The organism is Clostridium fungisolvens, assembly GCF_014193895.1.
GTDB classification, from domain to species: domain Bacteria; phylum Bacillota; class Clostridia; order Clostridiales; family Clostridiaceae; genus Clostridium_AR; species Clostridium_AR fungisolvens.
Window position 1 is genome coordinate 4,766,781 of the sequence record NZ_BLZR01000001.1, and the last position, 23,423, is coordinate 4,790,203.

Here is a 23,423-nt window from a genome sequence, read left to right on the forward strand (position 1 = left end):
TATTTTTTATGCATTTATTAGTAATAACTAGTAGATACTATGAAAGTACGCATATTCAGATCGATATTTAAAGGAGGTACTTTCTGTGACTAAAGTTATGAAAACAATGGATGGAAATCAAGCTGCTGCTGAAGCATCTTATGCTTTTACAGACGTTGCAGCTATATATCCAATAACTCCTTCCACACCAATGGCAGAAGGAGTTGATGAGTGGGCTGCTCATGGAAAAAAGAATATATTTGGTCAGCCTGTTAGAGTAGTTGAAATGCAATCAGAAGCTGGAGCTGCTGGGGCAGTACATGGCTCCTTAGTTTCTGGAGCTTTAACTACTACATATACAGCTTCTCAAGGATTACTTCTAATGATACCTGTACTTTATAAAGTAGCTGGTGAATTATTACCTGGAGTATTCCATGTAACAGCTAGAGCTATAGCTACTCATGCTCTATCTATATTCGGTGATCATCAGGACGTAATGGCGACTAGACAAACAGGGGTTGCTTTACTGGCATCTTCGAATGTTCAAGAAGTAATGGATTTAACAAATGTAGCGCATCTAGCCTCAATTAAAAGTAGAATTCCATTCTTACACTTTTTTGATGGTTTTAGAACATCTCACGAATATCAAAAGATAGAACCAATAGCTTACGATGATGTTGCAAAATTAGTTGATTACGATGCGATAAACCAATTTAGATCTAGAGCTCTTAATCCTGAGCATCCAACAATAAGAGGAACTGCTCAAAATCCGGACATATACTTCCAGGAAAGAGAAGCTGCAAATAAATTCTACGAGCAAGTTCCTGATATAGTAGAAAACTATATGAGAGAAATAGAAAAAATTACTGGAAGAGCTTATCATCCATTTGATTATTACGGAGACCCTAATGCAGAAAATATAATAGTTGCTATGGGCTCAGTTTGCGATACTATAGAAGAAACAATTGACTACCTTAAAGCAAAAGGTGAAAAAGTAGGTGTTGTGAAAGTTCATCTTTATAGACCATTCTGTCAAAATTACTTTATGAATGTTATTCCTAAAACCGTAAAGAAAATTTCAGTTTTAGATAGAACTAAAGAGCCAGGTGCTCCAGGTGAACCTTTATATCTTGATGTATGTAATGTTTTCTATAACAATGATATGAAACCTACTATAGTTGGTGGTAGATATGGATTAGCATCAAAAGATACTACACCATCTCAAATACTGGCAGTATTCAATAACTTAAAACAAGGTCAACCTAAAAACGGATTTACTATCGGTATAGTTGACGATGTCACAAACACTTCTCTTCCAGAAGAAGATATTATAGATACTACACCAGAAGGAACTATTAGCTGTAAATTCTGGGGCTTAGGCTCTGATGGTACTGTAGGTGCAAATAAAACTGCTGTAAAGATTATAGGAGATAATTCTGATTTATATGCTCAAGCATATTTCTCATATGATAGTAAAAAATCTGGAGGAAGCACTATATCTCATTTAAGATTTGGAAAACAAAGAATCAAATCTCCATATCTTATATACAATGCTGACTATATTGCATGCCACAACAAATCATTTATATATAATTTTGATGTATTAAAAGGATTAAAAAAGAATGGTTCCTTCGTACTTAACTGTCCATGGACTGGCGAAGAATTAGAAAAAAGATTACCTGCTACAATGAAAAAATATATAGCAGAAAACAATATAAACTTCTATGTTATAGATGCTATTGCTATCGCTCAATCAATAGGGCTAGGCGGAAGAATAAATATGATAATGCAATCTGCTTTCTTCAAACTAGCTAACGTAATTCCTGTAGAACAGGCAGTTGATTTACTAAAGAAATCAGTTGAAAAAACTTATGGCAAAAAAGGTGAAAAAGTAGTAAAAATGAATCAAGCTGCTATCGATGAAGGTATTGGAGCGCTTAATAAAATTAATATTCCTGACTCTTGGAAGACAGCTACTGATGACTTAGGTCCTATAAAAGATGAACCTGACTTTGTTAAGAATATTCAAAGACCTATGGCTAGACATGAAGGCGATGAACTTCCTGTAAGTGCATTTAATGGTATGGAAGATGGAACCTTCCCCGTTGGGACTACTAAATATGAAAAACGTGGTATAGCAATTACTATTCCTGAATGGCAGATAGACAAATGTATTCAATGTAACCAATGTGCTTATGTATGTCCACATGCAGTTATAAGAGCCAGTCTTTTAGATGAAGACGAAAAACAAAAAGCTTTAGATACTTTTGAAACTAAGAAAGCTGTTGGTAAAGGACTTGAAGGCTTAGAATTCCGTATACAGATAAGTCCTCTTGATTGTACTGGTTGTGGTAACTGTGCTGATATCTGTCCTGCACCAGGAAAAGCTTTAATTATGAAGCCTGCTGATGAACAAATCGAGTTACAGTCTGAAAACTGGGAATTTGCTATGACAGTTACAAATAAAGATAGCTTAATGGATAAAAAGACTGTAAAAGGAAGTCAATTTGTAAGACCTCTATTAGAATTCCATGGCGCATGCCCAGGTTGTGGAGAAACTCCATATATAAGACTTTTAACTCAATTATTTGGTGATAGAATGATGATAGCAAATGCAACAGGATGCTCATCAATTTGGGGTGGAAGTGCTCCAGCAATGCCTTATACAACAAATGCTTTAGGAAAAGGTCCATCTTGGGGTAACTCTTTATTTGAAAATAATGCTGAATATGGTTTTGGTATGTACTTAGCTGTAAAACAAATGAGGTCTAGAATAGCTCAACTTATGGATGAGTACTTAAAGAGCGGAAAAAGTGAAAATGTTAAGTCCACTTTCAATGCTTGGTTAGAAGCAATGGAAGATGGTGATAAATCTAGAGAAGTTTCAGAAAAGGTTCTAGAAGCTATACAATCAGAAGACTTTAATAGTGATCCAGCACTTAAAGAAATCTTAGATAAAAAAGACTATCTGGTTAAAAAATCTCACTGGTTCATAGGTGGAGATGGATGGGCTTATGATATAGGTTATGGTGGTCTAGATCAAGTAATCTCTAGTGGTGAAGATGTTAATATATTCGTTATGGATACAGAAATTTACTCAAATACAGGAGGTCAATCTTCTAAATCTACGCCAACTGCTGCAGTTGCTAAGTTCGCTGCTGGTGGAAAGAGATCCAAGAAGAAAGACCTCGGTGCAATGGCTATGACTTATGGTAACGTGTATGTAACACAAATAGCCATGGGTGCAAATATGAATCAAACTATAAAAGCTATAGCTGAGGCTGAAGCTTACAAGGGTCCTTCATTAATAATAGCTTATGCACCATGTATAAGTCATGGTATAAAAACAGGTATGGGAACTAGTATGGCTCAAGAAAAGAAAGCTGTTGAAGCAGGCTATTGGCATCTTTATAGATACAATCCGCTTCTTAAAGAAGAAGGAAAAAATCCATTCGTATTGGATTCAAAAGAGCCAACAAAACCTTACAAAGAATTCCTAAGTAGTGAAGTTCGTTATACATCATTGATGAACGTATTCCCTGATGCTGTTGATCATGCATGGGAAATAGCTGAAAAGGATGCTAGAGAACGTTATGAGACTTATAAACGTCTAGCAGAGCAGACTTATTAAATGTCTTTAATAAATTAAATACTAATATCAATAAAATTAAAAAGAGAGAACCTCAGGTTCTCTCTTCTAATTACTACTTTTGATTTGTATCTACCCACTCTTTAGCATTTCTCACATCTAATTCACTTGGAATTTCAACATTAGATACTTCTTTAGTTTCTGCTATATTGGCCCATGCAGCTGTATCATGTCTCTCTATAGGTTTTGCCATATCATGTTCCTTATATCTATTATCAGCCATAATAATTAATCCTCCTCTAAAAATTTAATTTTTACACGCATTAACCTTAATTAATACGTCTATGATTATTGGTTTAAGCTAAACTCAGCCTAAGAAAGTTTTAAGCTTTAATATATTTTATATATAATATATTGTTGCTTAAAAAAAATTTAGTATTCATTTACGTATTGGCTGCTTTACACGTAATTACCTATTGCCACAGGCAAAATTTAAAATTATTATATTAAAAATTTAATATTTCCATAAAATCTTACTCTATAAGACTATTAAAACTTTTAAATAAAAAATATATGACTATCTTAATATTTACGTATAAAATAAATAAACAAAAAAGTTACCCATAAATTAATATGAATAACTTTTATTCGAAAAATTTAATTTGATTTCAAAACAATGCTTAATTACAAACTTAATCATAAACTATAGTTAGTTTATTACTCTTCTTACTCTTCCAATCTTACTCCATGGTACATCTACAACTCTTACAAAGCTCTTGGAATTTGGAGCCTCAATCCATTTTCCGTCACCCACATACATACCTACATGACTTATATCAGAATAGAATAATAAATCTCCAGGCTTAACCTCATCTTTGCTTACTTCCTTACCATCATTAATTTGATCGTAAGTAGTTCTTCCTATATTGATTCCTGCTTGTTTAAATCCCCATTGCATAAGACCAGAACAATCAAAAGCTTTGTAACCCTTATTAATAAATTGAACCGGTATGCTATCATACATTCCGCTAGCAGCCTGACTAGGAAATGCTTTCTTAAGCAAGTCAATAAGGCTTGAGGTAATTTCTTGTCCATATCCTCCATATATATAAGGAGTTCCTATTTGGGTCTTTAACACATTATATACTTCTTGGAATGCATTACTTGTAGTTTCACTTCCTGACGTATTTGTTTCAGATACTACCTTTACATAAGCCTTGCTTACATATCCTGTTTTTCCATTGAAGTCTATATTGAACCAATCACCAGAACTGCTTAATATTTTAAATGTTTGATTAGGAAGTATATATGCTACTACACTTGAATCGCTACTTGCTTTACTTCTTAATCTAAGATTTGTTGTAACGTTATAAACCATACCAGTTTGAACTGTTACTTGTGGAGTTTGTGGCTGCTGCGTTGTAGGAGCCTCAGTTGATGGTTGCTGTACTACAGGTGTACTTTGAGTATCAGTTGGTTTTTGTTCAGTAGTACTTTTCGAAGTCTCTGTAACTTTTACATACTGCTTACTCACATAACCAGTTCTGTTAGCAACCTGTATATAATACCATTCTCCATTAACATCTTTAATATCAATAGTTTGTCCATTGTATAAGTAGCCAATAATAGCAGAACTTGTGTTGGCAGTCTGTCTTATTCTTAAAGTAGTACTTATATTTATAACTTGCCCTTTAGAAGGTTTCTCCACAGTATTTGTAGGCTGATTATTTTGTTGGTTTGTAGCAGTACTTGATTGATTAGTATTATTATTTACATTCTGATTATTGTTAGCTGTCGTACTTGTGTCAGTAGTAGCGCTAACTTCCTTAACATAATCCTTATGAACATATCCAAGTTTGTCATTAAACTTTATATAGTACCAATCTCCACTTTTTTCTTTTATATCAAAAGCTTGTCCATTGTTTAAATATCCTATTACAGCCGATCCTACATTAGCTAATTGTCTTATTCTCAAACTAGTACTTACATTTACAACTTGTCCTTTTGATTGAGTGATAGTTGGCTGCACTATTGAAGTTTGAGTAACTACTTGCGTACTGCTACTAGTAGAAGCTGGAGGCAATACTACAACAGTTGTATTTGGCGTTTCTTTCACATAATCCTTGTGGATATATCCTAGTTGTCCGTTCATGCTTATGTAATACCAGTCACCCGCTACTCCTTTTATATCAAACGTCTGCCCGTTGTTTAAATATGATATAACTGGAGAATCTGCTGAAGCACTTTTCCTCATTCTAAGATTAGTACTTACATTTATAACTTGTCCTTTTTCCGAGCCAGCTTGTTTTATATCAGCAATATTAGTATTACTCTTGGTTGAAGTATTTACTCCAATTGCTCTCCCAATAATGGAATAAATTCTTTGACCATATGTATCTCCAGAATTTAATGCTTGCTCGAAAGAACTATAAGCAGTAGTATCATATCCTGGATATGCCCACTTACCACCTAGTTCTTCCAAACTCTTCGCACTACCTCTAGTAACAAGCTGAAATCTCGGGTCTACCTTTTCATTTTTCAACGGCTCTGTTGATGCATAAGCCTTTAGATGCTGAACTTGAGCTCTAAGTCCTTCTCTTACATCCTTAAACTTACTTCGACTTTGATCTGTCCCTACAGCACCTATACCAGCAAAATTATTATCTTCTGCCGTAACTATCCCTTTACCATCATTATATCTAAAGTATCCAGTCTCTAAAAAAGCTTGGGCTACTACTATATCTCCTCTTACGCCTTCTGCTTGAGCTTCTTCGTATGCAATATTAACAAAATCATCTATAGAAATAGATAATTTATAATTACTCATATTCAAAGACTTAAAGTAATTTATCATTTGTTCTTTGCTTGCCTCTGAGCTTCCCATAATATTATGGTAGCTTATGGAATTAACTTGAGCTGTTTGAACTTGAGTTTGTTCTGTAGCATGAACGTATTGATTTGTAAACCCAATTGTAGATGCTATGGCAGATGTAGCTAATAACAACTGTAATATCTTTTTTCTATTCAACTGATTGTTCCCCCCACTAAAAACATTTATTACCCTTTATATATGTGCCAAAATACCACTAATTATGAAATTTTCGAGCATACATAAAGATAAATATGCTGCAAAACTATGATGAATTTTATTACTTCTTATTCAATTATAACTTATAAAGAAATATTTGTGTCCAATTTATGAAAAAAAGTAGTAAATTTAACCACAAAATTTCATATTTAACTTTAATCTTCATTAAAAAAGAAATCTTTATCAAGCTTAAGTTTCTTTTTAACCTGTTTTAAGCTTATTTTATCTGCAATATTTACTTTATATAAGATATATTGAGCTAGTAATATTTCAAAAGGTAACCAGCTTCCATGGGTCATAGGTAGTATATATCTCGATGCTCCCTTCATTTCCTTAAAAAGCGACATTCTGCTCCCAATAGGTATAACCTCATCCAACAATGCATCTATAAAAGTTACTCTTTCTTTTTTCAGATTACTTGCATAGGATAGGGGATCAATTTTAAAAAGCGGATGTATTTCATCATTGTTAATCAGCTCGTTTAACGACATCGCTCTAACACTTGGTAACTGCCTTTCATAGGTTTCAAACAATCTTTCTTTATCATATAAATAGTGTATATCTCTATGATCATCTTTAAATAATTTTCTTGCAAAACCCGCCGCTGGTGATTGATGTATTATCTTAGGAAAATAACCTCCTGTAGTCATAAACATAGCTTGATCTATTCTTTTATCTAAGGAAGCTACAATTGATGAAAGCATTCCCCCTAGACAGTATCCCATTATACAATTATTTTTTGTCCACACTTTCTTTTGCTCGAGATAATCAATTGTACTCATAACATCCACTACAGCATGTTGCCAAAACTTATACATTACCCTTATCTCAGGATACAGAAAACTTCTTCCACTTACTGAATCATTTTCAACTCTTGTATAGTTTCCAGGTATCACTGGTATGGAGCAGTAAACTCCTGCAGAGGCTAAATGAGCTCCCATCCAAAGTAAAAACTTTATATTACGACTCCCTAGTCCATGAAGCAGAATAGCAGACGCTTTTACTTCCTTCTTGGGTTCAAAATTATATACCTCTACAGTTTCAGTTCCAGGTGCAGGAGAGCTGTATAAGGTTCTAAATCTTGTATAGTTAGCCCTATAGTTACTTCCTTTTAATATATATCCTTCAACACATTTTATAGTTTTTTTATTATAGTCAAAATCTATCTTCATTATGAAATCATCTCTGATAAAAAAGTATTCTACATACCATTTATATGAATAATAATATTAATAGGTTCATTTATATGTAAATAAATGAACCTATTTATTAATGAACAACTATATTATTTAATTAACATTACGTCTTTTTAATAATGAACTCTTACAAGCCAGTATTTTATCTTTTTATCACTCCAGCCCAAATCCCAAGGAACGTTGTTTCTATCGGTATTGTGGCAAGTAACTAAGGCATACCCTTTAGAGTCAGCCCCGGTAACAACTGAAATATGATTTATGTCTCCCTTTTTTTCGTATGCAACAAAATCTCCTGGAAGCAATTTATAAGATGCTTTATATACTTTTTCATAGCTTCCATATGCTATAACCGACGCTCTTCCACTTCCCACCATATAGTTTTTAAACCCATCCGCATTGAGCCAAGCTCTTGTAGCACCACTACTATCATAGCCCCAAGCTCCATTCTTTTTAAACTTACCACCTTCATATAGTATCTGTGATGCAAAGTTCGCACAATCTCCACCTTCTGGGTTATAGTCTCTATATTTTTTATTATACTTAAATTCAAAAATCTCTTCACTTGCTGCTCCGCAATATCTAAATGCATAATCCATTGCACCTTTTCTTCTCTCATTCAGAGTAGAGAAATCTCTTGGAGGCTGCGAAAGTATATGAGTCTTTATAGAGTCTACTTTAAGTTTCTCTAAATCCAAAGAGTCTCCAAAGGGATCCTTATACCATTCTTTATTTATAATCCACTTATCTCCTAACTTAGCCAAACTCATTATATGATATGTGCCTATTCTAAAGCTGTTTAATACATCAGGTTCATTGTCGTAGATATATTTGTATTCAGTAGAACAAATAAAATTAATAGAGGCCTTAGTTTGATCTCCTCTCACCTTTCTTACAACAACCTTTGGAACTATTTCTACAAACTTAGCACCCTGCTTTTCTTGCCAATTGTGAAGGTATTGATCTTTTTTTTGCTCATACTCATAAGCCCAAGTGCCATACTTAGTTTTCGTATCGTATAATTCCTTCACTAAATTCATATTACCATCTATTATTGCTTTATTTCTATTATTAAAGATATCCTGTACTATTGTGGTTGCTTCTTCTTTTGTAATTGGCTTAGCACCTTCGTTTGTACTAGGCTCAGCATTAACTTGCTTTATACAAAAACAAGAACTAAGAATTGTAAAAATCAAAAATAAACTGGATATCTTTATAATCATCTGTTTTCCATAACATATTTTCTTTAGCATCATAAAACCACCTTTTACACTAATATTTAAGTGATTTAAAAATATAGATTTATCATTCTGTCCTTAGTTCTTATCATAAGACTTGATGATACTTTTTATACATTGTAAAATACATTAATATAATCATAAACTTTTTTCTATTATATCTATGAACGACTTTATGCTCTGATCATTGGTTGGTACCTTCCCCCACCAGTTATCATACTTGTCATCTTTATTTCCAAAATATTTAGCCTTAATTAGAATTTCCGGTCTGTACTCGTAGTGAAGTATATCAAAATGTCTCCACTTTCCTCCCCATATAAAATTATTAGCTTCGAATATCTTAGGTATCTCCTTTGTATATCCTTTTATTCTCTTATCTCCTTGTTCTAAAGAAGCCCATTGCCAATAGTCTCTTGAATCTCTGTTAAGATCTATTGCAATACCAAAAGCATGAGGACTTAATCTTCCTGTTCCAGCTATTATTCTATAATTATAAGTTCCATTGAATGGGTAAATATCTGATGATGCCTTCCCATTAGACTTTGTCAATTCATTTAAGGACTTTACTACTGTATTTAGACTACTTGCAGCATTATTTTGTCCATTAAACTGCATTCCTCCTGCCACTGACTTTAAATTTTTTTCTATTTCACCTTTACTATGCCCATATACGTCATGTAATAATTCATAAACTCTCATTCTTCCAGGATCAAATTTATCTGCTACAACTCCATCTATTGATTCAAGTGGATAAATTTGTTCAAGCATATCTTGAAGATCGGGATTAGCTAGCTTTTGCTCAAAAGTTTTTTGCTTTTTGTCATCATAAATTATCTTTTTTCCTGACTTCATGACAATATATATATTATCATTATTCTTTTCTACTCCTGTTATATAAGAAGGATATGCCATCATAAGGGTAAGTAAATCTTGTTTCATCGTTATATTATAATCAACTTCTTTTACCTTACCTCTAGCCTCATAGGAAAACAGTAAACATACCATTAGTATTACTAGAATTATTCTTTTTTTCATAAATATCATCACCCCTACTAAATATTTAGAATAGTACTAACAATTTTATTTAAAATTATGTCTAAGATTGTTATTTAGAGAGTTCCTGTATGGAAACTTAATTTATACTTGTTCGAAAATTTCGGCTTCTGGGGATTTTCGGGCATGTATAAATTAATAGTTGAGTTAGGAACTCTATAAAGATGAAACACTTCAATCCGAAATCTATTAAAATTCATTAATATAGAAAAAAGTCTTAATGTTATAGTTTCTAACATTAAGACTTTCATTTATATATTTTCCACATACTAAATTCGTATGTGTAGATATATTTACCACCGTTTCCAATACCATATTTATAATTCTTTGCGTATTTAATTAAAGAGAAAGATGGCGTGATATATAAACTTCAAATATTGTTAATTAAGATTAATTATTCAAAAAATTTTTCAAAGTATTTATAACATAATCTATATCTTCTTTTGAAATCCAGTAATGAGTAACAAATCTTAGCTTTCCGCCTTCTTGTCCATTTATTTTTATATCACTATCATTAAAATACTTAACTAATTTATCTGATATATCTTCAATATTATCTATAGTAAAGAAAACCATGTTTATATCTAAGTTATCTCTATCTACTTTAATTCCCTCAATTTTATCCAGTTCATCTGCTAGATATACTGCATTCCCATGATCCTCACTAAGTCTCTTAGTCATATCCTTTAAAGCAATTAAACCTGCTGCTGCTAAGAAACCAGCTTGTCTAAGTCCACCACCCATTAATTTTCTCTTTTTTCTAGCCTTATCTATAAATTCCTGACTACCCGCTAGCATAGATCCTACTGGTGCACAAAGACCTTTTGATAAACAGAACATTACCGAATCACAATATTTTGTTATTTCTTTAGCTTCAACCTTCAAGAATGATGCTGCGTTAAATAATCTAGCTCCATCTATATGAACTTTAAGATTGGCTTCTTTTGCTATATTACTTATCGCTCTCATATAATCTAAGTCTACTACAGCTCCATTTGAATAAGCATTTTCAACACAAATCAATGATGTTTCTGGAAAATGAATATCTTCAGTTCTTATAGTACTTCTTATTTTTTCTAAATTCATTCTTCCTCTCTCTGTTGGAAGAGCTCTTAATTGCACACCCGCTATAACAGCTGCAGCTCCAACTTCATGAGCTACTATATGACAATCCTCACCTAGAATAACCTCTTCTCCTCTTCTACAATGAGTAAAAAGTGCTAATTGATTACCAAAAGTTCCACTTGGTACAAATAATGCAGCTTCCATTCCTACTAGTTCTGCAGCATATTTTTCAAGTTCATTTATTGTAGGGTCATCGCCATATACATCGTCTCCAACCATTGCTTTGAACATAGCCTTTCTCATTGCTTCTGTTGGTTGTGTTACTGTATCACTTCTTAAATCAATAAATCTTTTTGACATAACCTGCCTCCCCAAATACAAAATTAAATGTTCTTATAGAATAAGTAATTACTATTAAATATAGATGTACATCTTTAATAATAACACACTATAATATTGATAAAAACTTAAATAGAGAGGTATAATATATAAAAATTACTTATTATTAAGGTGGTGAAATTCTATGAGACCAGTACTATTTTTTATGATGAAATCATGCCCTTACTGCAAACAAGCAATAAACTGGATGAAAGAGCTTGAACAAGAAAATCCAGCATATTCAGATATAGAAATAAAAACTATTGACGAAAACTTAGAGCCAGATTTAGCAGATCAATACGATTATTATTACGTACCAACTTATTACATTAACGGTGAAAAGGTACATGAGGGCGTTGCTACAAAAGAAAAAATAAAGCAAGTATTTGATACTGCATTATTATAGAACATAGGATTATCTTTATAAATGAAAAAATACCTTTCAGCAGAATAGGCTCGAAGGGTATTTTTTATTGAAAGCTTTTTAAAATATGCACTTAAATATCAATTAGCATTTTATATAATATTTATATAGATAAACTACTTCAGTCATTAACCTCAAAGTAAAGCTTTCGAATTGAAGTGGTATATGTAAAATATATACTTTATATATGGCTAATGGTATAATGTAAACATTATCAATAATATTTTGAATTTTTATGTAAGACTATCCTTAATAAATATTCATATTAAAGGGGGAAAACTCATGGCACATACTCCATCAAGCTCAAGATACACTAATATGAAATATAATAGATGTGGAAAAAGCGGTCTAAAACTGCCTGCGATATCTCTTGGTTTATGGCATAACTTCGGTGGCGTAGACACTTTAGAAAACCAAAAAAGATTAATAACCACATCCTTTGATTTAGGAATAACACATTTTGATTTAGCAAACAACTATGGACCACCTCCAGGATCTGCTGAAGAAAACTTTGGAAGAATTCTTCACTCTGAGCTTTCTGGTTATAGAGATGAGCTAGTTATCTCTACAAAAGCTGGCTACGGAATGTGGGCAGGTCCTTATGGTGACTGGGGATCAAGAAAATATTTAATATCAAGCTTAGATCAAAGCTTGAAGAGAATGAATTTAGATTATGTAGATATATTCTATTCTCACAGACCAGATCCAAATACTCCTGTTGAAGAAACTATGATGGCTTTAGATCAAGTAGTTAGACAAGGTAAAGCTTTGTACGTAGGTATATCAAACTATAGTGCTGAACAGACAGCAAAGGCATCTAAGATATTGAAGGAGCTTGGAACTCCTTGCCTTATTCATCAGCCAAGATATTCAATGTTTGATAGATGGATTGAGAACGGACTTCAAGAAGTTTTAGAAGAGGAAGGAATAGGATCTATAGCATTTTGTCCTCTTGCTCAAGGACTACTTACAAATAAATATATTAATGGAGTTCCTCAGGATTCTAGAGCCGCTAACCCAACTTCTCCGTTCCTAAATTGTGATGCAATAACTGTAGAAAAGGTTGAAAAGATAAAGAAGCTTAATGATATAGCACAAAACAGAAATCAATCTCTTGCTCAAATGTCACTTGCATGGGTTTTAAGAAATGGTAAAGTTACTTCTGCACTTATAGGTGCAAGTAAAGTTTCTCAAGTTATAGAAAATGTTCAGGTAGTAAATAATCTAGATTTCTCTGAAGAAGAGCTTAGATTAATAGATGAAATAACTAAATAATTTATTTAAATATGTTTAACTTTTTATTACGGATGTATTACTCCGTAGTAGAATTTATATTAAAAGAACTCTGCTTACAACCCAGCAGAGTTCTTTTAATAACCTTAATACTTAGTTAGCATATCTTTTACTATAACAATCCAAGTTATTTAATACAAATTAAGCTATTCTCTTAACTTTAAAGGTTCCTGCAGTAAATAACACTAGTGAAAATAATACTACTACCAATGCATACTCTGGTTTTTGAGTATTTATTGATTGCAATGCCCAGTACTGAGGAGTAAACTTCGAAAATGCTGTAACAGACTTAGGCAAAAAGTCATAAGGCATAAAACTTCCACCTACAAAGCATGTAACTCCTACAATTATTTGTAATACTACATTGATATAGTTTTCCCTCTTTACTACTCTAGTTACTAGAATTCCAAGACTTAAGGATACTAATGCCAAACAAATTATATTTAGAATTGCTATGGGTGCTTTTGTAAGCATACTAGGGGAATTTACTAAAGCACTTAATATATAAATAAAACTATAAGATAATGCAGATATTATAAAAAGTGCCCCTAGTATAGCTCCTATTATAACTCTTGGTTTATTAGCTGTAGTAAAACTTCTCACAATTATATTTTGCTCATTTAGGTGAAATAGATCCATCGATATACCAATAGAGCTGAATAAAGCAAAGCTTATTATTAGATTAAGAACCATAGCATCTCCAAAATTAGTCTTATCTTTTCCTATAACTGAAATATTAGCTTCTTTATAACTTAAAGCTTTCAATGTTATATCTTTTCCGTTACTTTTAAACTCATTTTTTAGTAACATATTATTTATCAGTGAATCCGCATTTAATTGAAAATTTCCTAAATCAGAATTACTTCCAAGCTTATAAGAAATTATTTGAGGCTTTTCACCTTTTTCAATCTTATCAGAGAAATCCTCAGGTATTTCATAGAATTCACTTATATTTTTCTTTTTTAGCTTTTCTGTTGCCGTATCTTTATCATATATCTTAATCTTAGTATTAGTTTGTATTTCTTTAACGAATTCATTACTATAGCTTCCCTTATCACTATTTACAATAACATTCTCATTATCAGCTCCAATTAGACTCTTAAATAAAAAACCAAAGGATAAAACCACTATAAATGGAACAATAATAGTTGCTATAATAGTGCTTTTACTTTTAGTCAATCTCTTTAGATTACTTTTTAACAATATTAAAAAACTCATAGTTAATCCTCCCATGCAATATTAACTTTAACAAAGCTTACAACTAAAAATATCACAGCTACTAAAAGCATAAGAATAATTTGATTTAAGGCACCATAACTTCCTTCAATTATAGCCAAACTCTTATAAGAATTAAGTATCAAGGAATTAGGAGAAAAATTAGATATTATTTTTAGTACACTTGCATCAGTCATGTCAACACTATAGAAGACGCCTCCAATCATTAACGGTAAAGCTGTAATCACAGTAATTATTGAGTTACTTACTTTCTCACTTTTTACAAAAGCTATTATTAGACCTATAACAGATGCCTGAAGCAAGCTTTGAAAAATAACTGCAACTAATATCCATACTATCGAAGTAGTGAAAGCTATCCCTAAGATTTTATTTATCATCACATATACTATATTTATAAAAAATACTATTATAAAGGATGAACTTAAATATCCTGCTAAGTAATTAACTTTTTTGTTAGGGGTAGAGAAACTCCTTCTTAGTATTCCAACTCTCTTCTCTTTGTAGAACAATTTTACTAAGGTAAGCATTATCATAACTGACGAGAAACTAAACATTGATATGGTGTAATATTCTCTTGCTCCTAATGACTTGTAGCCTTCTATTATTTTTTCCTTAACGGAAGGAACTTTTTGTACTTCCTGAAGTTTTCCAATTATTTTACTTGTAAGTGCTTTCTTTTCTTCATCATTTAAACTAATAGAATCTATATTTTTGTAGATAACCTTATATTGATTAATATTTTCAGTAAAAGTTGTCATAAAGCCCTGAACCATATCTAATGCACTATCGGATCCAGTTACTTTTTCTATTGTTATATCATTAAAAGATTTATCTATTATAACTCTACACTTTATATCATCTTCAGTATCACTATCTATAAAGTTTTTAACTTCTTTTGTATTTAGCATTGATTCTAAAGCTTTGCCTTCTTGTGAAGTTTTGTCATATTTAAACTCAACCTTTACAGGTTCAAAGGAACTTTTACCAGCGAACAGATCCTGTTGCATAACACCATAAACATAAGCTGCTATCATAGGACAAATTATAAATAGCACAAATATTATTCTGTTCTGTCTAATAAAAGATATTAAGTTCTTTTTTATCTCTGTTACTAGATTCATTTTACTTCTCCTCATCCCTTAGATTTTTGCCTGTAAGTGTTAAGAACACTTCTTCTAGATTAGGTTCCTCTATTCCTATATTCCTTACTGCAACCTTGTACTCTGCTATAACGTCCAAGATTTCATTTATAGTAAGCGCTTCATTACATATCACTTTAATTTCATCACCTAAAACTTCAGTACCTCTTATATTAGGAAGCTTCTTTATTGCAAAGGCTAATTCCTCCAATCTTCCTTGAGCTTTTATCTTAATTACCTTATCACTTATTATCATTCTCTTTAATTCTTCTTTATTTCCAAATGCTACTTCTTTACCTAAATCTAATATAAGAATGTTATCACAGAGAAGTTCAACTTCTTCCATGTAGTGAGATGTATATATTATTGAGGTGCTATATTCTTTATTCATCTTCTTAACAACTTCAAAAATATGATTTCTTGATTGTGGGTCTACCCCTACAGTTGGCTCATCCATTATTAATACTTCTGGGTGGTGCATCATTGCTGCAGCTATATTTAGTCTTCTTTTCATTCCACCTGAGTACTTTTTTACTGGATTTTTCAGGTGATCTTTAAGTGCTGATATTTCTATAGCTTCGTCTATTCTATCCTTAAGCATCTTTCCTCTTAATCCATAGAGGCCTCCCCAGTATTCTAAGTTTTCCTTTGCATTTAAACCTTCAAATAATGCAATTTCTTGAGGAACTAATCCGATTCTTTCTTTTGCTTTAATTGTTTCTTTACTTATATCATTGCCACCTATCAATACTTGACCCTTATCCATTTTCAAGAGTCCAACCATCAAGTTTATTAGTGTAGATTTTCCGGCTCCATTAGGTCCAAGTAGTCCAAATATTTCACCTTTCTTTATGCTAAATGAAACATTATCTAAAACAAGCTTATCGTTAAATCTCTTTGTTATATTATTTACCTCTACTATATTCATTTCATTATCCTCCTTATATTGAACAGCTAAGACTCTTTTATTCTTCAAATCTAGCTGCATTTAATTCTTATCTATGAGTTAATTATATACTGCTTCCTATTTATTACATATTAGCCTTGGTCACCATATTGAATGACTTAAGTCATTTATACTTATGCTTTTTGATATTTTTAAACAGGTGTAGCTATACATTATGATTTTTATACTGGTCAATCACATTGAATAAAAGCACTCTATAGATGTAGTATATTTATAAAAATAATTGAGGTCAGGAATTTCCTGACCTCAAAATTCTACTTGATTAAGTTGTTCTTGAAAGCAAATATAGCTATTTGAGTCCTATCCCTTAAAGCTAATTTAGAAAGTATAGTAGTTATATTATTCTTTATAGTTCCTTCTGTAAGATACATCTTTTCGCCAATTTCCTTATTGGATAGTCCATTTGCTATTTCTTCTACTATAGTTAATTCTCTTTCAGTGAGCCCTGTTTCTTCTTTTAATTTTTCCTTTATTAAAGAATCATCTCTATCATTTTCTTTAACTACAAGTTTAGATACTATATCTGGATGGACAACTATATTTCCTCCAAAAGCTGCCTTTATTCCTCCATATATTAAGTCATAAGAGCTATCCTTGAGCAAATATCCAGATGCACCATTCTTTAGAGCTTCCTCAATATACTCGCTGTCTTTAAAGGTAGTTAGTATAAGTATCTTTGTTTCGGCATTTAGCTTTTTTATAAGTTTTGTTCCTAAAACTCCATCGCAATTATCCATTCTTATGTCCATTAGTACTACATCAACCTTATTTGATTTACAGAATTCATATGCTATATGGCCATCCTCGCATAAAGCCAATACTTCTATATCTTCATAAGTTGAAAGTATTATCTTTAAACCTTCTCTTATCAACTTTTCATCATCCACTATAATTATCTTTATCTTATCCAACTATACCCCCCCTAACATATTTATACTTCATCTAAACTAAGCTTACCTTTGTCCATAGTAACAATAAGTTCAAATCCTTTATTAATCTCAGTGAAGTATTCCACAGTTCCTCCCCACACAGAAACTCTTTCTTTAATACTAGAAAGCCCAACACCGGGCACCACATCATTACAGCCCTTCCCGTTATCTTTTAGATGCATCCTAAAATAATCATCTAAGAAATTTAAAAACACCCTTATCTCTGTTGCTTTTCCATGTCTTACTGAGTTTGATAGAAACTCTTGGATTATTCTATATATAACCATGGTTTGATCTGAATTTAGTTTCCATACATTATCAGATACTCTAAACCTAACTTTTACCGCAGTAAGTTTCTCAAAGTTTTTAATCATTTCAGAAATAGCAATTACGCCTTCATACTCTTCAAGCTCCCGTGGTTTCATAGCTCTTACTGCAGCTCGTACTCTTTCCATACTTTCCTTAGAGAATTGGCCCAGGCTTTTAGCCATTTGGCTAGCTGTTTCTCCATCTTTTTCTGCTATCTTTTCTATTGCTCCAAGCTGAATTATTATAGTAGATAATGCATGTCCAACATTGTCATGAATTTCCCTCGATACTCTATTTCTTTCCCTTAAAAGTGTTATCTCTTCTATTGTGTTTGCATAAGCTTCGAGTTCCATATTAACCTTTTTTAATTCTTCATCTTTTTCTCTTAATTTATCATATAAATCCTGAGCTTCTATTTTTCTATACTCTTCATTTTTAACCTTATCCAAAATTATAATTAAAGGTACGGCTACTATTGCCCATCCAAGTATTTTATCTAAGTTTTGGTTATATAATAAAGTAGTAACAAATAAAGCATAAAATATCCAATACATCTTTTTTAGGTTATATATTATATCTAATAGAGGTAACACAAAAATAAACTCACCAAATATACCACCTAAACTATATAATTTATATGCCAATAAAGTTTCAATAGTAATAGATATAATTATAAATGCATATTTCCTAGGCAACATGAAATATCTTACTTGATTATTTATTATATATAATAATAAAAATACTATATCAAAAACATCTATCCTATCTCCATTATGTGAAAAAGCTAATATGAATATAAAAATATATATGTATCTTAAAAATATTATTGATTCTTCCTGCTCAAATTTACTAGACATATATCCTCCTAAAATTTTCATATTATCTTTATATAGTACAACTTAATAACATTTATATCCAGTATGTTCCATTTACAATTTTTAAAAAATTTACTGCTATTAAATTAAATATGAATTTGTATTAATTACATTTTTATATAAGAGGTGATTAATTTGGTTAAAATAACTAATATTGAAGCTTACTTAAGAGAACATAGTATCAGCCCTTCCTATCAAAGAAAGAGAATTTTTGAATATCTAAATGAAAGACAAAATCATCCTAATGTAAATCAAATTTATGAAGAATTAGTTAAGGATATACCTACACTTTCAAAAACTACTGTATATAATACTCTAAACATGTTTGTTGAAAAGAAGCTTGTAGAAGCTATCACAATAGAAGGAAACGAAATAAGATATGACTTATTTAATCCAGAAGCTCATGGACATTTTAAGTGTGAAAATTGCGGCACAGTTTATGATATAGACATGGATATAAATATTTCTAATATTAAAACCTTAGAGGGTTTTCAAGTGAAAGAACAATCCTTTCATTTTAAAGGTATATGCAAAAATTGCTTATGTAATAAGGATGAATAATCAGGCCAACTTTTTAAATATAATTTTTTAGATATAGGATAGTTAGCATAAATTGCAACTATATCCTATATCTTTTTTATATAATATAATTCCAAATATAATCAATATTAATAGTGTAATATATATTGCAATATGATAATCATAAAGCAAACTAAATTTGAAAAAAATAAAAGACTGCGGGAGCAACTTAAAATTAATTATACAGATATTTTAACACCAATAAAAAGTTTGACTTATTTCATATACAACCTCTAACACTATGATATTAACGTATCAATCCATAATTGTTGATATCAACTTTAACATTAACATTAAAAGTTACATCTTTATATTCCTTTTCCCACTTAACTTTCTCCCAATAGTTATTATATTTTGAACGTATAATATCCCCTATCCCTAGAGGGTCACTTCCTACTTCTTGTGTATATTGCAATGTATTCTCACATTTCTCTTTGATCTCCCTAGCCAGTTCATCTTCAATGGATTTTTGAGCAGTTTCATCATATTTATTAAGCCACTTATATTCTGAAAGAATTACTTTAAAATTTAAAGATATGTCAATAGTCGGTTTATCATCTATAAGTCTAGCTTTAAGACTACGTTTTACTGTTTTAATATTAACAGCACATCCACTTTTATTATTTTCACCTTTTGGGTTTAATGCATTCTTTGAAATAAATACAGATTTTTTCGCTTTCCCCATCATTGCTAATAATAAGGCTGTTTGCTCAGTGTCAATCTTTCCCACCATCTTATCATCTAAAAAAAGAGCAGAACCAATAATTGCAATCCCTTTGCCCTTTTTGCGTTCAATTTTTATAATAGGCGTTATTGGATCTATACCTGGCGCAAAATAATCAGTAGTAAAACGAAAAATTCTTGTTTCTGGTATATTTGATGATTTAATATTGCTTCTAATTAATTGATGAAGATATATTGAAGGCAAAGGTGGCTTATCACCAAATGTTTGTGCCTGTTCAAATAAATCCTTGGGACTTCCTTCTACTACCACTACATGCGCAATAGTTGGATCTGTTGGTTCACGTTCAAGTATTTCTAATAAACTATGAACTCCTCTTTCAGCCAGTGAATCAGATATGAGAACTTGTTGAATTTTTCCGCCTTCAATATATTTAGATGATGTCTTTCTTGCTTCTTCTCTAAATTCCCTCAATAAATTAGCAGTACCATATATTAGTTCTGTTTTTTCTGTTGCCCTTTCATCAAGTACAGGTATAGTAAAACACATTAGCAGCTCATCTTCATCTGCTATTTCAAAACCTACTTGTAATGCAAAACCAGATTCCTCATATATCTTTTGATCCCAGCATCCAGTAGTATTCAATAGCATTATTACTATTAATATAAGGCAAATCATATTTCTTATTTTCAATAAATTCACCGCTTTCTTAAATGAGATATAAAAAATGTTACTATAGTCATAACTATAAAAATCATACCCATTATTCCCGAATATGCTGAGTATCTATATGTAGCTTCAAAACTTTTTGGTATTCTACTTGCTATTATTTCTAATAAAATTATAAAAGTAATTAACCATCCTTGTCTTTTTATTTTAAATAGCATGGATGCACTATAATATGTTGCATAAAGGTAAGCTCTTGCTGCTCCGCCCATCGTTGGAAGCCAAAATAGCATATATACTGTATCTAACCTTTCAATAACAGGCATGGCTATTGATTGTTCTATATTATAGATAGGAAATACTAACATACCTAACTTTACTTCTCCGAAAAACATAGTTGATATCATTACTATTCCAGTATAATATGCTATAGTAAATAGCATACCTATTACTATTTTCTTGCTGATATTTTCCTTATCCTTTATTTTCGGATAAAATAATGTTACTAATTCAAAACCAAGGTACGCATATATGGTTAGATTTACATTTTTTATTATGGGAATTAACCCCGCTTTACCAATTGGCATTATATAAGTAAATCTTAAATCCTTAATTATTAGAAAAAGAGTCATAACTAATATCAAATATGCAATAAACAGCAAAGTAGCAAACCTGCATATTAATTTTAGACCCTTTATCATAGCATAAATCGTTGGAATTAAAATTACTATTGTTGTTACAAGCTGCGGAGTAAACCTAAGAATAATAATACTAACTGTTTCAGTGAAAATTCTTATAGTTATTGCGGTAATAAACATTAAGTATAATTCAGTAAAAATATTTAATGCATAGCCAAGAATATTGCCGTATACTAGTATATTTATTTCAAAAATCGTCTTATTTTTATATTTTTTCAATAGGGAAACAATTAATAAAGCTAAAATTAAACATAGAATTCCACCAAAAAGCACTGAAATCCAACCATCATGCCCTACTTCAGCTACAATGGTGGATGGCAAAGACAAAATTCCTATACCAATTTGCGCAGATATTATAAAGGCTGCTAATTGTTTGGATGTAATATCTAGTCTTGTATCACTCATCTTTATTTCCTCTTTTTTTATCTATAGGATTTGGCATATGTGGTCTTCTTTTCATAAATTGAACTGGTAATCTTATAAAACTATCTTTTAAATCACTTAGTTTGAAAGGTAATATTGGCATAAAATATGGCTGGCCTAAAGATTCTAAAGATAATAAATGCATAAGTAACACTACTAAACATACTATTAGTCCAATTATTCCAAATAAAGATGACATAAACAATATGCCAATTCTAAGTACTAAAGTGCCTAACCCAAACTCATAGCTCGGAATAATAAAAGAAGCTATTGTAGTTATCCCAATGATAATAATAAATAGATTGCTAACTATACCTGCTTCTACTGCTGCCTGACCAATTATAATACCACCAACTACTCCTATTGTTGATCCTATATAAGTTGGTAACCTAATAGCTGCCTCCTTCAACATTTGAATTGTAAGTTCCATCAAAATGGCCTCTACAATTGGAGGAAAGGCAACTTTTGACCTTGATTGTCCAAGTTGCACCAGCAGGTTTAGAGGAACTAGATAATAATGAAATGAAGTAATTGCAATATATAAACCTGGCAATATTAAAGTTATTATTAATCCTAATATTCGGACTAGTCGTATCAATGTAGATGATATCCAATTACTACTATAATCATCAGGGCTTTGTAAAAAAGAAAAAAATGAAACTGGTGCTATTAATGCATGGGGAGTTCCATCAAGTAATATTACAATTCGCCCTTCCAAGAGAGCTGCTAAAGTTTTATCAACCCTCTGAGTCGATAAATATTGTGGAAATATTGAGTATTTTGAATCTGTTATAAATTGCTGAACACTACCTGATGACAGTACCCCATCAGTATCAATACTAGTAATTTTATTATATAATGTATTTATTAACTCTGGGTTTGCTATTCCTTTAATATACACGATCGATATACTTTGATTAGTAATAGTTCCTAATACAATAGTTTTAATCTTCAAATTATGATTTTTTATGTTTCGTCTTAAAAGTGTTATGTTAGTATCCAAAGATTCAATAAAACCATCATGAGGGCTGCGAACATTTTTTTCTCCAATTGGCTCGCTTATAGCTCTATCCTTAATCTCTATCATATTGCATATAACTGCAAAACTAGCACCTTCCACAAGGAACACAGTCTTTCCGTCCATAATTGCTTTAACTACAGTATTAATATCATCGCCTAGTGAAAGATTTGATGATGGCAGATAGTCAATAATTTCTTTACTACATAATATAGAGTAGTCCATAGCCATCAATGGCTTTATAAAATCTCTTTGAAGTAAATCATTATTAACAAAATCTTTAATAAATATAAAACATCCTTTTTTCATCTCTTTTAACATTATTGTTTTCTTTACAATATCTGGACAGTCATCTATATATCTATCTATTGTGTTTAAGTTATCGAATAGGTTAAGTGATATACTTGTTTTGGGAAACATCATTACTCACATCCTCAAATAAGTAAATTAGGGCATTAATATTATATTTTCTCAATTACATGAATTTATTCTAAATTCTATTACGCCATTATAAACCTTACTTGATTTAAACACTTTAACGATACTCTCTCTCATTTCATTAATTTTATCCTATCCCAGCGTATTCAAATTAAAATTATTAT

At 31.2% G+C, this 23,423-nt stretch carries 18 protein-coding genes; 4 read left to right on the forward strand and 14 right to left on the reverse strand.

Annotated features, from left to right (window positions below):
• Window positions 1-85: 85 nt before the first annotated feature.
• Window positions 86-3,610, forward strand: a complete 3,525-nt coding sequence (gene nifJ, locus bsdtw1_RS21125; protein ID WP_183279467.1) for a pyruvate:ferredoxin (flavodoxin) oxidoreductase — start codon at window positions 86-88, stop codon at window positions 3,608-3,610.
• 73 nt (window positions 3,611-3,683) lie between these two features.
• On the opposite strand, the gene bsdtw1_RS21130 is transcribed toward nifJ, so the two are convergent.
• The 6 genes from bsdtw1_RS21130 to ltaE all read right to left on the reverse strand — a co-directional run bounded on the left by bsdtw1_RS21130 (window position 3,684) and on the right by ltaE (window position 11,565).
• The gene (locus bsdtw1_RS21130) at window positions 3,684-3,851 is read right to left on the reverse strand and encodes a CDIF630_02480 family spore surface protein (RefSeq protein ID WP_183279468.1); all 168 of its coding nucleotides are present in this window, start codon (window positions 3,849-3,851) and stop codon (window positions 3,684-3,686) included.
• 426 nt (window positions 3,852-4,277) lie between these two features.
• Complete coding sequence (locus bsdtw1_RS21135; RefSeq protein WP_183279469.1) at window positions 4,278-6,596, reverse strand: SH3 domain-containing protein; 2,319 nt, start codon at window positions 6,594-6,596, stop codon at window positions 4,278-4,280.
• A gap of 215 nt (window positions 6,597-6,811) precedes the next feature.
• Complete coding sequence (locus bsdtw1_RS21140) at window positions 6,812-7,828, reverse strand: dienelactone hydrolase family protein (RefSeq protein ID WP_183279470.1); 1,017 nt, start codon at window positions 7,826-7,828, stop codon at window positions 6,812-6,814.
• Window positions 7,829-7,965: 137 nt separating this feature from the next.
• A complete protein-coding gene (locus bsdtw1_RS21145) occupies window positions 7,966-9,105 on the reverse strand; it encodes an amidase domain-containing protein (RefSeq protein ID WP_371874741.1) in 1,140 nt (379 codons plus the stop codon).
• Between the two features lie 120 nt (window positions 9,106-9,225).
• Entirely contained in the window at window positions 9,226-10,122 is an 897-nt protein-coding gene (locus bsdtw1_RS21150; RefSeq protein WP_183279471.1) for a M15 family metallopeptidase, read from the reverse strand.
• 408 nt (window positions 10,123-10,530) lie between these two features.
• Window positions 10,531-11,565, reverse strand: coding sequence for a low-specificity L-threonine aldolase (gene ltaE / locus bsdtw1_RS21155; RefSeq protein ID WP_183279472.1), 1,035 nt, complete (start codon window positions 11,563-11,565; stop codon window positions 10,531-10,533).
• Between the two features lie 163 nt (window positions 11,566-11,728).
• Between ltaE and bsdtw1_RS21160 the strand changes: the two genes are divergently transcribed.
• Together bsdtw1_RS21160 and mgrA are read left to right on the forward strand one after the other, a co-directional pair.
• Window positions 11,729-11,989 carry a thioredoxin family protein gene (locus tag bsdtw1_RS21160; protein WP_183279473.1) on the forward strand — a complete coding sequence of 87 codons (261 nt, stop codon included), beginning with the start codon at window positions 11,729-11,731 and terminating at the stop codon, window positions 11,987-11,989.
• Between the two features lie 300 nt (window positions 11,990-12,289).
• Complete coding sequence (gene mgrA / locus bsdtw1_RS21165; RefSeq protein ID WP_183279474.1) at window positions 12,290-13,282, forward strand: L-glyceraldehyde 3-phosphate reductase; 993 nt, start codon at window positions 12,290-12,292, stop codon at window positions 13,280-13,282.
• A gap of 159 nt (window positions 13,283-13,441) precedes the next feature.
• Here mgrA and bsdtw1_RS21170 read toward each other — a convergent pair whose 3' ends face one another.
• From bsdtw1_RS21170 to bsdtw1_RS21190, 5 genes are all read right to left on the reverse strand, one after another.
• Complete coding sequence (locus bsdtw1_RS21170; RefSeq protein ID WP_183279475.1) at window positions 13,442-14,518, reverse strand: ABC transporter permease; 1,077 nt, start codon at window positions 14,516-14,518, stop codon at window positions 13,442-13,444.
• 2 nt (window positions 14,519-14,520) lie between these two features.
• Window positions 14,521-15,657 (reverse strand): ABC transporter permease, encoded by a 1,137-nt coding sequence (locus bsdtw1_RS21175; protein WP_183279476.1) that lies wholly within the window; start codon window positions 15,655-15,657, stop codon window positions 14,521-14,523.
• Window position 15,658: 1 nt separating this feature from the next.
• Entirely contained in the window at window positions 15,659-16,603 is a 945-nt protein-coding gene (locus bsdtw1_RS21180; protein ID WP_183279477.1) for an ABC transporter ATP-binding protein, read from the reverse strand.
• Window positions 16,604-16,896: 293 nt separating this feature from the next.
• Window positions 16,897-17,553: a response regulator transcription factor gene (locus bsdtw1_RS21185; RefSeq protein WP_183279478.1), complete on the reverse strand. Its 657-nt coding sequence runs from the start codon at window positions 17,551-17,553 to the stop codon at window positions 16,897-16,899.
• 20 nt (window positions 17,554-17,573) lie between these two features.
• Complete coding sequence (locus tag bsdtw1_RS21190) at window positions 17,574-18,737, reverse strand: sensor histidine kinase (protein WP_183279479.1); 1,164 nt, start codon at window positions 18,735-18,737, stop codon at window positions 17,574-17,576.
• 153 nt (window positions 18,738-18,890) lie between these two features.
• On the opposite strand from bsdtw1_RS21190, the gene bsdtw1_RS21195 reads away from it, so the two are divergent.
• Window positions 18,891-19,316 carry a Fur family transcriptional regulator gene (locus tag bsdtw1_RS21195; RefSeq protein ID WP_205245291.1) on the forward strand — a complete coding sequence of 142 codons (426 nt, stop codon included), beginning with the start codon at window positions 18,891-18,893 and terminating at the stop codon, window positions 19,314-19,316.
• Window positions 19,317-19,581: 265 nt separating this feature from the next.
• On the opposite strand, the gene bsdtw1_RS21200 is transcribed toward bsdtw1_RS21195, so the two are convergent.
• Genes bsdtw1_RS21200 through bsdtw1_RS21210 form a run of 3 tightly spaced genes read right to left on the reverse strand, consistent with a single transcriptional unit; the run spans window position 19,582 to window position 23,244 of the window.
• Window positions 19,582-20,709 (reverse strand): Ger(x)C family spore germination protein, encoded by a 1,128-nt coding sequence (locus bsdtw1_RS21200; protein WP_244638201.1) that lies wholly within the window; start codon window positions 20,707-20,709, stop codon window positions 19,582-19,584.
• 5 nt (window positions 20,710-20,714) lie between these two features.
• Entirely contained in the window at window positions 20,715-21,785 is a 1,071-nt protein-coding gene (locus bsdtw1_RS21205) for a GerAB/ArcD/ProY family transporter (RefSeq protein ID WP_183279480.1), read from the reverse strand.
• A complete protein-coding gene (locus tag bsdtw1_RS21210; protein ID WP_244638202.1) occupies window positions 21,778-23,244 on the reverse strand; it encodes a spore germination protein in 1,467 nt (488 codons plus the stop codon). Before bsdtw1_RS21210 ends, bsdtw1_RS21205 begins: the two co-directional genes overlap by 8 nt.
• Window positions 23,245-23,423: the final 179 nt, after the last annotated feature.

What these genes read in the sequence shown, in the direction of transcription:
- bsdtw1_RS21150 (WP_183279471.1), bottom strand. Translation starts at nt 10,122, where the DNA reads ATGAAAAAAAGAATAATTCTAGTAATACTAATGGTATGTTTACTGTTT.
- bsdtw1_RS21205 (WP_183279480.1), bottom strand. Translation starts at nt 21,785, where the DNA reads ATGAGTGATACAAGACTAGATATTACATCCAAACAATTAGCAGCCTTT.
- ltaE (WP_183279472.1), bottom strand. Translation starts at nt 11,565, where the DNA reads ATGTCAAAAAGATTTATTGATTTAAGAAGTGATACAGTAACACAACCA.
- bsdtw1_RS21180 (WP_183279477.1), bottom strand. Translation starts at nt 16,603, where the DNA reads ATGAATATAGTAGAGGTAAATAATATAACAAAGAGATTTAACGATAAG.
- bsdtw1_RS21160 (WP_183279473.1), top strand. Translation starts at nt 11,729, where the DNA reads ATGAGACCAGTACTATTTTTTATGATGAAATCATGCCCTTACTGCAAA.
- bsdtw1_RS21175 (WP_183279476.1), bottom strand. Translation starts at nt 15,657, where the DNA reads ATGAATCTAGTAACAGAGATAAAAAAGAACTTAATATCTTTTATTAGA.
- bsdtw1_RS21145 (WP_371874741.1), bottom strand. Translation starts at nt 9,105, where the DNA reads ATGATGCTAAAGAAAATATGTTATGGAAAACAGATGATTATAAAGATA.
- bsdtw1_RS21170 (WP_183279475.1), bottom strand. Translation starts at nt 14,518, where the DNA reads ATGAGTTTTTTAATATTGTTAAAAAGTAATCTAAAGAGATTGACTAAA.
- bsdtw1_RS21130 (WP_183279468.1), bottom strand. Translation starts at nt 3,851, where the DNA reads ATGGCTGATAATAGATATAAGGAACATGATATGGCAAAACCTATAGAG.
- bsdtw1_RS21140 (WP_183279470.1), bottom strand. Translation starts at nt 7,828, where the DNA reads ATGAAGATAGATTTTGACTATAATAAAAAAACTATAAAATGTGTTGAA.
- mgrA (WP_183279474.1), top strand. Translation starts at nt 12,290, where the DNA reads ATGGCACATACTCCATCAAGCTCAAGATACACTAATATGAAATATAAT.
- bsdtw1_RS21210 (WP_244638202.1), bottom strand. Translation starts at nt 23,244, where the DNA reads ATGATGTTTCCCAAAACAAGTATATCACTTAACCTATTCGATAACTTA.
- bsdtw1_RS21190 (WP_183279479.1), bottom strand. Translation starts at nt 18,737, where the DNA reads ATGTCTAGTAAATTTGAGCAGGAAGAATCAATAATATTTTTAAGATAC.